The sequence below is a fragment of the Methylobacterium sp. J-026 genome, assembly GCF_022829585.1.
In the GTDB taxonomy this organism is placed as follows: domain Bacteria; phylum Pseudomonadota; class Alphaproteobacteria; order Rhizobiales; family Beijerinckiaceae; genus Methylobacterium.
The window spans coordinates 1-8,584 of record NZ_JAKSYC010000144.1 but is presented as its reverse complement, the minus strand read 5'-3'; the positions used below and the strand labels follow the sequence as shown (position 1 = coordinate 8,584).

General features: G+C 62.8%; 13 protein-coding genes and 1 pseudogene. 8 read left to right on the top strand and 6 right to left on the bottom strand.

Going from position 1 to position 8,584, the window contains the following annotated elements:
• The 4 genes from MKK69_RS13725 to MKK69_RS13710 all read left to right on the top strand — a co-directional run.
• The coding region (locus tag MKK69_RS13725) for a hypothetical protein (RefSeq protein WP_243968523.1) at positions 1-288 on the top strand (288 nt) is incomplete at its 5' end.
• A gap of 409 nt (positions 289-697) precedes the next feature.
• Positions 698-1,261 carry a recombinase family protein gene (locus MKK69_RS13720; protein ID WP_243968521.1) on the top strand — a complete coding sequence of 188 codons (564 nt, stop codon included), beginning with the start codon at positions 698-700 and terminating at the stop codon, positions 1,259-1,261.
• A gap of 8 nt (positions 1,262-1,269) precedes the next feature.
• A complete protein-coding gene (locus tag MKK69_RS13715) occupies positions 1,270-2,529 on the top strand; it encodes a helix-turn-helix domain-containing protein (protein ID WP_243968519.1) in 1,260 nt (419 codons plus the stop codon).
• A complete protein-coding gene (locus MKK69_RS13710; RefSeq protein WP_243968517.1) occupies positions 2,530-3,012 on the top strand; it encodes a DUF4411 family protein in 483 nt (160 codons plus the stop codon).
• A gap of 137 nt (positions 3,013-3,149) precedes the next feature.
• On the opposite strand, the gene MKK69_RS13705 is transcribed toward MKK69_RS13710, so the two are convergent.
• The 5 genes from MKK69_RS13705 to MKK69_RS13685 form a co-directional block, all read right to left on the bottom strand.
• Positions 3,150-3,659: a TspO/MBR family protein gene (locus tag MKK69_RS13705; RefSeq protein WP_243968515.1), complete on the bottom strand. Its 510-nt coding sequence runs from the start codon at positions 3,657-3,659 to the stop codon at positions 3,150-3,152.
• Positions 3,660-3,772: 113 nt separating this feature from the next.
• On the bottom strand, positions 3,773-4,204 hold the full coding sequence (locus MKK69_RS13700; RefSeq protein ID WP_243968513.1) for a hypothetical protein: 432 nt from the start codon (positions 4,202-4,204) through the stop codon (positions 3,773-3,775).
• Positions 4,204-4,839: a recombinase family protein gene (locus tag MKK69_RS13695; RefSeq protein WP_243968512.1), complete on the bottom strand. Its 636-nt coding sequence runs from the start codon at positions 4,837-4,839 to the stop codon at positions 4,204-4,206. Before MKK69_RS13695 ends, MKK69_RS13700 begins: the two co-directional genes overlap by 1 nt.
• A 236-nt stretch (positions 4,840-5,075) precedes the next feature.
• Positions 5,076-5,576 (bottom strand): SRPBCC family protein, encoded by a 501-nt coding sequence (locus MKK69_RS13690; protein WP_243968510.1) that lies wholly within the window; start codon positions 5,574-5,576, stop codon positions 5,076-5,078.
• A 53-nt stretch (positions 5,577-5,629) separates the two neighbouring features.
• The gene (locus tag MKK69_RS13685) at positions 5,630-5,857 is read right to left on the bottom strand and encodes a hypothetical protein (protein WP_243968526.1); all 228 of its coding nucleotides are present in this window, start codon (positions 5,855-5,857) and stop codon (positions 5,630-5,632) included.
• On the opposite strand from MKK69_RS13685, the gene MKK69_RS13680 reads away from it, so the two are divergent.
• The 4 genes from MKK69_RS13680 (at position 5,768) to MKK69_RS13665 (ending at position 8,492) form a co-directional block, all read left to right on the top strand.
• Positions 5,768-6,664 carry a LysR family transcriptional regulator gene (locus MKK69_RS13680; protein ID WP_243968508.1) on the top strand — a complete coding sequence of 299 codons (897 nt, stop codon included), beginning with the start codon at positions 5,768-5,770 and terminating at the stop codon, positions 6,662-6,664. The two genes, MKK69_RS13685 and MKK69_RS13680, sit on opposite strands and share 90 nt — an antisense overlap.
• Positions 6,665-6,886: 222 nt before the next feature.
• On the top strand, positions 6,887-7,381 hold the full coding sequence (locus MKK69_RS13675; protein ID WP_243968506.1) for an SRPBCC family protein: 495 nt from the start codon (positions 6,887-6,889) through the stop codon (positions 7,379-7,381).
• A gap of 34 nt (positions 7,382-7,415) precedes the next feature.
• Positions 7,416-8,036, top strand: a complete 621-nt coding sequence (locus MKK69_RS13670; protein WP_409564811.1) for an NADPH-dependent F420 reductase — start codon at positions 7,416-7,418, stop codon at positions 8,034-8,036.
• A 57-nt stretch (positions 8,037-8,093) separates the two neighbouring features.
• A complete protein-coding gene (locus MKK69_RS13665; RefSeq protein WP_313900851.1) occupies positions 8,094-8,492 on the top strand; it encodes an SDR family NAD(P)-dependent oxidoreductase in 399 nt (132 codons plus the stop codon).
• Here the strand turns inward: MKK69_RS13665 and MKK69_RS13660 are convergent.
• A pseudogene (locus MKK69_RS13660) lies at positions 8,462-8,584 on the bottom strand (IS630 family transposase); the annotation flags it as partial. The gene MKK69_RS13665 and the pseudogene MKK69_RS13660 overlap by 31 nt on opposite strands.

Below are 8,584 nucleotides of genomic sequence, written 5' to 3'. Positions count from 1 at the left end.
ACGCTACAGACCTACGATGGTTTCGATGCAGCGCGCTTGCTGCTCCCACGTTTTATGGCTCGTGTCCGGCAGGCGCTTCGAAGTTCCATGGTATTTGCCGGGATCCCCAATCGCGACTTCCTGGTCGTTTGGACGCCAGATTTTTCTCGACGTAGCGCCTTCGCGACTTTGATCGACAGGGATATCACACTCCAGCCGCAACCGCTGACAAGAGCGCTCTTCGTTGTGTCAGACATTGGTACGCGGCTCGCCAACTCAGACGAGCTGGCTGATCACGGCCGTAGGTGAAGGTGGTGCCCGTTCTCAGATAAAAAAACTGTGTCTCTTGCCAGGGTTCATAGTTTAATATTTTTCACTAAGCGGATACCCGCTGATAGATTGGATTTTTTCGCAGCATGCCTCTGGTACACAAGATTTTCCAAGACGTGTGCTGGTCAAGCGTTTTTAGCTACGTCTATTTTCCGAGATGCAGTGCTCGGTGGTCACGCCGGTACACCAGCATCCACCAACCTCGGCGTGCTCGAATGACGGCTTTCAAGATCAGGCGAGAGGCGTGAAAACGGCGTAGTTTGGTCGCAAGCAGACTCGCACGGCACCGCTCAAAAAGGACCGTTTTTGAGCGGCTTTTCAGCCATCTGCTAAGCCATTGCGAAATTTAAGACTGGATCGCGCGAAAACGTGCGCTTATAATTTGGGCATGAAAATCGGATATGCCCGCGTCGCCACCGATGAGCAGACCTTGGCCTTGCAGCATGACGCGCTGCAAGCGGATGGCTACGATGTCGTCTATGACGATAAGGGCGTTTCCGGCACCGCCATGAAGCGGCCGGGCCTTGCCGCCGCTCTGGCAGCGGCCAAGGCCGGTGACACGCTAACCGTCTGGCGGATCGACCGCCTCGGCCGCACCACGGCCGGGCTTGCCATGCTTCTGGACGAGCTGCACGGGCGCGGCGTTGAGTTTCATTCGATCATGGACGGGATGGACACCCGCACGGCCGCAGGCAAGGCGCTCTATGGCATCATGAGCGTACTGGCGCAGCTAGAGCGCGACCTGATCTCCGAACGTACCAAGGCCGGGCTGAAAGCTGCCCGCCGTCGCGGCAAGCGGGCGGGCCGCCCGCCATCCTTCACGCCCGAAAAGCGTGAGTTGGCCGTCCGTCTGATCGAGGATGGCAAGGGCAGGGCGGAAGTCGCTCGCATGATCGGCATCGCCCCCGCAACGCTGCGCCGTCATATCAACGGCCCAACGGCGAGCTTGTAGGCCGCGCCATGGAGAGAGCCGCCAACATCAATCCCGAACTACTGGCATGGGCGCGAAAGGCGGCCGGCATGTCCCTTGAGGACGCGGCCAGTAAGATCGGCATCCAGCCGAGCGCGGCCAGTTCCGCCGCCGAGAAGTTGCAGGCCCTCGAAAGCGGCGAGCGGTTCCCGACCCGCAATCAGCTCGCCAAGATCGCCAGCGTTTATCGCCGGCCGGTCGTGACCTTCTATCTGGCGCAACCCCCTGCCCAAGCTTCTCGGGGCGAGGACTTCCGCACCCTGCCTTTCGACGTGCCACCGCGCGAGAGCGCCAAACTGGACGCGCTGCTACGGGATATCCGGGCGCGGCAAGAAATGGTCCGCAGCATCCTCGAAGACGACGACGAGGCGGGCCAGCTCGAATTTGTCGGCTCCGCCACGATCCAGACCGGCGTTCAGGGCGTCGTTGATAGCATCGCCGCAAAGCTGGACGTCCGCCTCGATACGCTTGGCCGCCGCAACGGCACAGCCGACGACCTGTTCAAGGATCTCCGCAGCCGGTCCGAAGCGGTCGGCATCTTCGTCCTTCTAGTTGGCGATCTAGGCTCGCATCATCACACGATCAGCGAGCGTGTGTTCCGGGGCTTCGCCATTGCCGATCGCGTCGCCCCCTTCGTCGTCATCAACGACCAGGACGCCAAGGCCGCGCGCGCCTTCACGTTGCTCCACGAACTGGCCCATATCTGGCTCGGCCAGACGGGTGTCAGCGGCATGGTCGGAGAGGACCAGGCCAAGACACCGCAGGCGGCGATCGAGCTGTTCTGCAACGACGTCGCCGGCCGCTTCCTGTTACCGGACTCGGCTTTCGCCAGCAGCCCGGACTTCGACCCTGCGGACCTGCCCCGCATCATGACGGCCGTCGCGAGAATGGCCGAAGCCTGGCGCGTCAGCGAACCCATGGTGGCGCATCGCATGCGCCGCATGAACTGGATCAGCGGCCCGGCCTATCGCGAGTTGGCAAGCAACTATGCCGCCCGTTGGCAAAGCCAGAAGGCGCGCGCCAAGGACGACGCCAAGGAGTCCGAAGGCGGCCCCAGCTACTACACGGTCAAGCAGTTCAAGCTGGGTGCCGCGCTTGTCGGCCTGGTGCAGCGTTCCGTGCGCGACAACATCCTGTCGCACACCAAGGCGGCCAAGGTGCTCGGCGTCAATCCGGGCGTCGTCGAGCCGCTGATTAAACGTTACGAATTTGTCAGAGGCGCGACCGTGCCCGGCCTCGAGAGGGACTGATTGCTGTACCTCCTTGATGCGAACGTGTTGATCCGAGCGGATGAAGAATATTACGGCTTCGACCTCGTACCTCAATTCTGGGACTGGCTTTACGGCCAGTGCCAAGCCGGCAATGTCAAAATGCCATTGGAAATCTGGCAGGAAGTCTGCGGCTCGCGTACGCAGCTCGGACAGTGGATCAACGACAAGGATGTGAAAGCCGCGCTAATCCTGGACGAGGAAGCTGATCCTGCGATCCTCAATGAAGTGCTCACGACCGGCTACGGGCCGAGCCTGACGGACACCGAACTAGACAAGATCGGGCAGGATATGTTTTTGGTCGCCTATGCCCGGATGGCAGCCGATCGGACGGTTGTTACCAAGGAAGTCTCCGCACCCTCGAAGAAACGCGCCAACCGCAAGGTGCCGGATGTCTGCAACACATTCGGTCAGGCGTGGATCAAAGACTTCGACCTCTACCGCATCCTTGGCTTCAAGGCTTAATTCGCTCCGGAATTGCGCATCCGGAAAACCTCTGGTTTCAGCGGAGGCGTGCGTGGTGTGAAAATCTTGAGTTTAGCACCGGTCCTTTTGCGCAATCCACCGATTAGCGAACCAATGGCATAAGATAGTTCGGCCGACTAATCGTTCTTTCGCCAGATCTCCTCGGCGAGCAGCGTCGCGAACGATACCCAGGCCACCAATGGAATGCCGAGCTGGCCGGCGGTCTTATCGACCTGACTGGCCGTTGCTACATAACCGACTGCGCTTGCGCCGAGGGCGGCTGATGTGACGGTGGCCCATCCCGTTGACCGCTGACCGAAAAAGACTTCGCTCCACCCGGCAATACCAACTTGGTTCGCGGCCCAGAACGCCAAAGCCGCCGTCCGCTCAGGCGATCTCTCGGCGCGAAGCAGTCGATAACTGCCATAGGCGAGCGACGCCTGGATGCCCGTCCAGGCAACCGGGTAGACCGGCGACGGCGGTGTGTAGTCCGGTTTCGCGAGATGCCGATACCAGCGCCTCGTCCGGGGGTGATCAGGCGTCGGGCTTGCGCGCCGCCCGATGAGCAGAGCAGCCGTAACGGCCCCAACCGCCAGAGCCGCAGCCTGAAGCGGCGATAAGCCTCCCGTTCGGGCGTGTGATGGCATGCTGGTACTCCTCAACGGGTGTCGATCATCCATGTGGGATGAGGGCGGGCATCGACCCAGGGCATCGACTGCGCGGTGACGAGTTTTTGTTCGGAAAGGGCGACGGCCCGCTATCAACCAGTCCCGTTGAATAAATCGCCTATCGCCTTACGGGCACGAAGGGTCACCCGCCTGCGCCGCTGATGCTCCGGCCGATCGTGAAGTATATGGCACCGTTGGCAGAACGCCGCGAGGTTGGCGTCCGTGTTGTCGGCTGTATCGTGGTTGCGATGTGCCGTCGCCAGCACTACGCGCGTCACCCTCACCAGTCCCGGTTCCATGCCCTCAGGAAGGGGCATGGCGCGACGCATTAAGCGACCTCGACCATCACGCCAGCGACTGGCCTCGATATCCCACCAGCGACCGTCACCGAGGTGCTGCACGTCTTGTAAGTGCGGCCTGCCGCATCCCTCACATCGCCCGCCCGCCCGTACGAAGCGGATGACGGCCGAGAGCTGCTTCCAGTCGATCGGGTAGAAGTAGCAATGCTCGCGGCGGATCGGCATCAGAGATCCGCGTCCTGCATCGGGGCGGCCTTCGCCCGCTTGGCGATCCGAGCTAGGGTTGAGCGGCTGCAGCCCGTGGCGGCCTGGATCTGGCTCCAGGGCGAGCCGGCCTTCAGCATAGCCGCGATGCCCTCGTTCCGCTTCGTGTCCTCTTGGCGGCCCCGGTAGAGGCCCGCCGCCTTGGCGCGGGCCTGCCCCTGCGCCTGGCGGCGGCGGCGATCGTCGTAGTCCTTGCGGGCGACGGCCGCGAGGACATCGAGCAGCATGCCGTTGATGGCCTGGAAGACCCATCCCGTGAACTCGTCGGCCGGTGTGGCGAGGCTCCAGGAAGTGGGAAGGTCGAGCGCCACGATGCGCACGGGCTTGGCGTCGATCTCCGCCCGCAGCTTCGTCCAGTCGTCCGAGGTGAGGCGGGACAGGCGATCGACCTGTTCGATCAGCAGCACGTCACCCGGTCGGCAATCCTTCAGGAGGCGGAACAGCTCCGGCCGCGCCAGCGTCGCCCCGCTCTCGTTCTCGACATAGGCCGCGGCGATCGCCAGGCCCCGCTCATGCGCGAAGGCGTCGAGCTGCGCCCGCGCCCGGGTCGCGTCCTGTTCGGAGGTATAAGCGCGCAGATAGGCGCGGACGAACATGAAACCTGCCAATCGGTTCGATTAGGATAGGTGTCATGATACTAGTTCGATTTGAATGGTCAAGCTGATTATATGAGACTGCCTACTGTCTGGTTCGATTGAGGTATACCCAAATCGGATTGGCCGGATCGGCTGGTTTGGGTGGAATTCTGCCAGTCCGCTTTGGGGCGAGGAGTGGAAAAAGCAGACACAGCCGTCGCGCCCGCGCACGACACAAGGCGGACATTGCCGTTGCGTTATGCCTTGCTGGTGGCCTCCGCTTCGGCCGCACGCGCGAGCGCTTCGACCCAATCCTGGTGGTAGCTGTAGAGCCCGCCAGGGTGTTTGTGCCCAAGCTGCTCGAGGAACCAGGGGCCTTGCTGCGTCTCCTCGGACAGCACGTGGCAACCATTCGCAGTGGGTGTGATGACCCAGCCGTGAAAGGCCGTCGAACCGGTCTCGTCACCGTCGACCGTGGTCGACCACGACAGCCTGCGTTCCGGCACGAACTCGGTGACCACCGGGTACATCAGGGAACCAATGGTGACCCGGGAGTACCGCGTGCCCAGCGACAACTCCGTCTGGCCGTCGGGCAGCTTGACCTGGTTTTCGGGCGGGAAATAACTCGACCAGTTCTCGGCCTCGACGGGCAACTTCCAAACCACTGCCGCCGGCGCTTTCACGTCGATCTCGTTCAGTGCGTAAATCGCCGAGATCCGTGGATCGAACTCCGGCGGGTAAATGACATGGTCAAGCATGGCGGGTCTCCTTGGAATGATGAGGCTATCAGACCGCGGTAGAGGCGAAGCCGTCAGCATACGGCTGACATGGCTTGAATAATTTCTTCTGTGGAGTGCTCGTCCACGCAGAGCGGTGGTGCGAAATCCCACCGGCAGGTTCCCTGCGAGATACACCCATTGTCAAACCGGAAATGGTGGAGGGTGTTCAGGTGGTCGACTGGGACGATGTTCGGTTTTTCCTGGCCGTGGCTCGTGGCGGCTCCGTTCGTGCGGCCGCTGATCGCCTTGGCGTTGATCACTCCACCGTCCTGCGGCGCATTGGACAGTTTGAGAAGCGTCTAGGAGCGCGAGTGTTCGAGAAGTTGCCTTCGGGCTACCGCCTGACGCAGGGAGGGGAGGAGGTTCTCGCGTTCGCCAACCAGATGGAGACATCCGCCAACCAGCTGGAAGCCCGGCTTCACGGGCGTGATCAAAGTGTCCGGGGACACTTACGTGTCACGATGGCACCGACCTTGGCGAGTCACCTGCTGATGTCAGACTTCGCCGAGTTTGCGCGGCTCTATCCCGAGATCGAGCTCGACATCCACTCCTCCGACGATCCGGTGAACCTCACCAACCGCCAAGCCGACGTCGCGCTTCGGGTCGTCTACGAGAGCACGTCGCTCCCCCTCAATCTTCATGGATTGCGGGGACCGGAGCTGTTCAGCGGCGTCTACCTGTCACGCGACCTGTTGGCTGCCTGGCGCGCTGGACCGTCCCGACCGATCCGCTGGGTGGTCAAGGAGTTCGACGGCATTCCCGATTGGGGCCTGGAAGGCGACATACCGGTCGCCGACGTGCCTTTCCGGACGGTGGACGCAAGCGCCCACCTGGCCGCGGTGCGGACCGGGATTGGCATGACGGCACTTCCCTGCTTCGTCGGCGATGCCGATCCATCCCTGGTCAGGGCGCCAGGAAGCTCACAGCATGGGCACGGGAGATTGTGGCTGCTCACGCAGGGCGAAACGCGCAAGACCAAGCGGGTGCAGCTCTTCACGACGTTTATGTCGCGCAAGCTCGTCGGCCATGTACCGCTTCTTTCCGGTAACGCCCGGGTCCCCGAGTAGCGTTGCGACGGCGGAGATCGCACCGGACGGGTGGTGCGTCCATGCAGAACCGATGTCGAGATCCTGGCAGTCCCGCGACACTGCGCCAAAGCCTAGATCAACCTCGCTCAGCTGCTGAATGTCCTCGCCGATCAAAGGAGCCTTCCAGGTTTCGCTTGTCGGTCGGCTTCAGCGGGTCCGCGATGCCGTTCGGTTGCTACCGATCGAGCCAAGGAGGCTGCCATGTTCGAAGCGATTGCCTGGCCGGATGATATGAAGCCCAGCCGGTGTCCGATCCATTTCACCAACGAGCGTGAAGTCGCCGTTTCTGCCGACACCATTTGGTCGCTTCTGACCGACCATGCGTCCTGGAAGGAGTTCTATCCCGGCGTCGAGCACGTCGAGCTTCTCGACGGACATACGGCACTGGGGCTCAACAAGCGGTTCGAAACCAACCTTGCGGGCCAGGACATTTCCGCGATCGTAACCGAGTACGAGCCGACCCGGCGCATCGCTTGGTATGGCGGCCCTAAGGCGTCGAGGGAGTCAGTGGCCTACCACGCCTGGATTATCACTCCCACGCTGACCGGCACCCATCTTTGGACAGAGGAGACCATGCGCGGTCCGGTCTGGATCGAGCTGGCTAAGCAGGCCCCCGACGCCTTCTGGCGCACGCACGAGACGCTGCTCGAAGAGCTGGAGAAGGTCGCGGTGGAGCGTGAGCGCCTGCGGGCCTGAGCGCGGGAAGCATGCGCACGCCGTCGCAGATCACATGGAGGAACACACCATGAGCTACGCAATCATCGGGTTCGGTGCAGTAGGACAGGCTCTCGCCCGGATGTTCGCCCGCAAGGGCCTCGCTGTCGCCGTTGCCGGGCGGCGACCGCCAGAAGCCTTCGCATCGGAGGCCAGGGCGATCGGCTCGACGGTGACCGCAGTGCCGCTCGGCGAGGCGCTTCAGGCCGACATGATCCTCCTAGCCATCCCGTTCGGTCAGCATCAGGAGCTCGCGAGAGCGGCTTCCCGGTGGGATGGCAAGATCCTCGTCGACGTGACCAATGCTTTCGGCGTGCCAGTCGAGGACCTCGGCGGCCGTCCGTCGTCCACCGTGGTCGCCGATGCTTTCCAGGGTGCCCGGCTGGTGAAGGCGTTCAACCATCTGGCCGCAGCGAAGCTGGCTGCGGATCCGGACGTGAACGGCGGCCGACGGGTCATCTTCGTGTCGAGTGACGATGACGCCGCGGCGGAGCCCGTCAACGCGCTGGCCGAGCAGCTCGGGTTCGCGCCGGTCTGGCTGGGCAAACTCGCGGAAGGCGGTGCCCTGGTCCAGGCACGGGGGAAGACCTGGGCTCCGCTGATCTTCCAAGATTTCGTCAAGTTCGACCATGTCTAGCGGCCCTCACGTGGCTGAGCTGGGCGTTGTCGAACCCCGGCGTACAGGAGAACCAACATGATCATCGATCTCAAGGGTCGCCGGGCCATTGTCACCGGCTCCACAGCCGGTATCGGTCGGGCGACCGCCGAAGGCTTGGCGCGTACCGGGGCGGCAGTCGTCGTGAACGGTCGCGGGCGCGAGCGGGTGGACAAGACGGTCGGTGAGCTCCGCAGGCTGTTCCCGGAAGGCGACATCTCCGGTGTCGCTGCCGACCTGTCGACGGCCGAGGGTGCCGCAACCTTGCTCGCAGAGGTTCCGGACGCCGACATCCTCGTCAACAACGTGGGCACTGCCCACCTGCGGGAGTACGGCGGCGTCGATGACATCGCGATGATTCCGGACGAGGACTGGCTCGGACTGTTCCAGCTTAGAGCTGTTCCCGCCTATGTAGCGACGGCCAAGTCATTTTCGTAACCGGCAGCTGTGAGGCAGTTGCGGCACTCGTCTGAGGTAAAGCCGGTGAAGGCTTCGCGGATGGTTGCCCAGAGGTCGGGCACGGTGCGGGC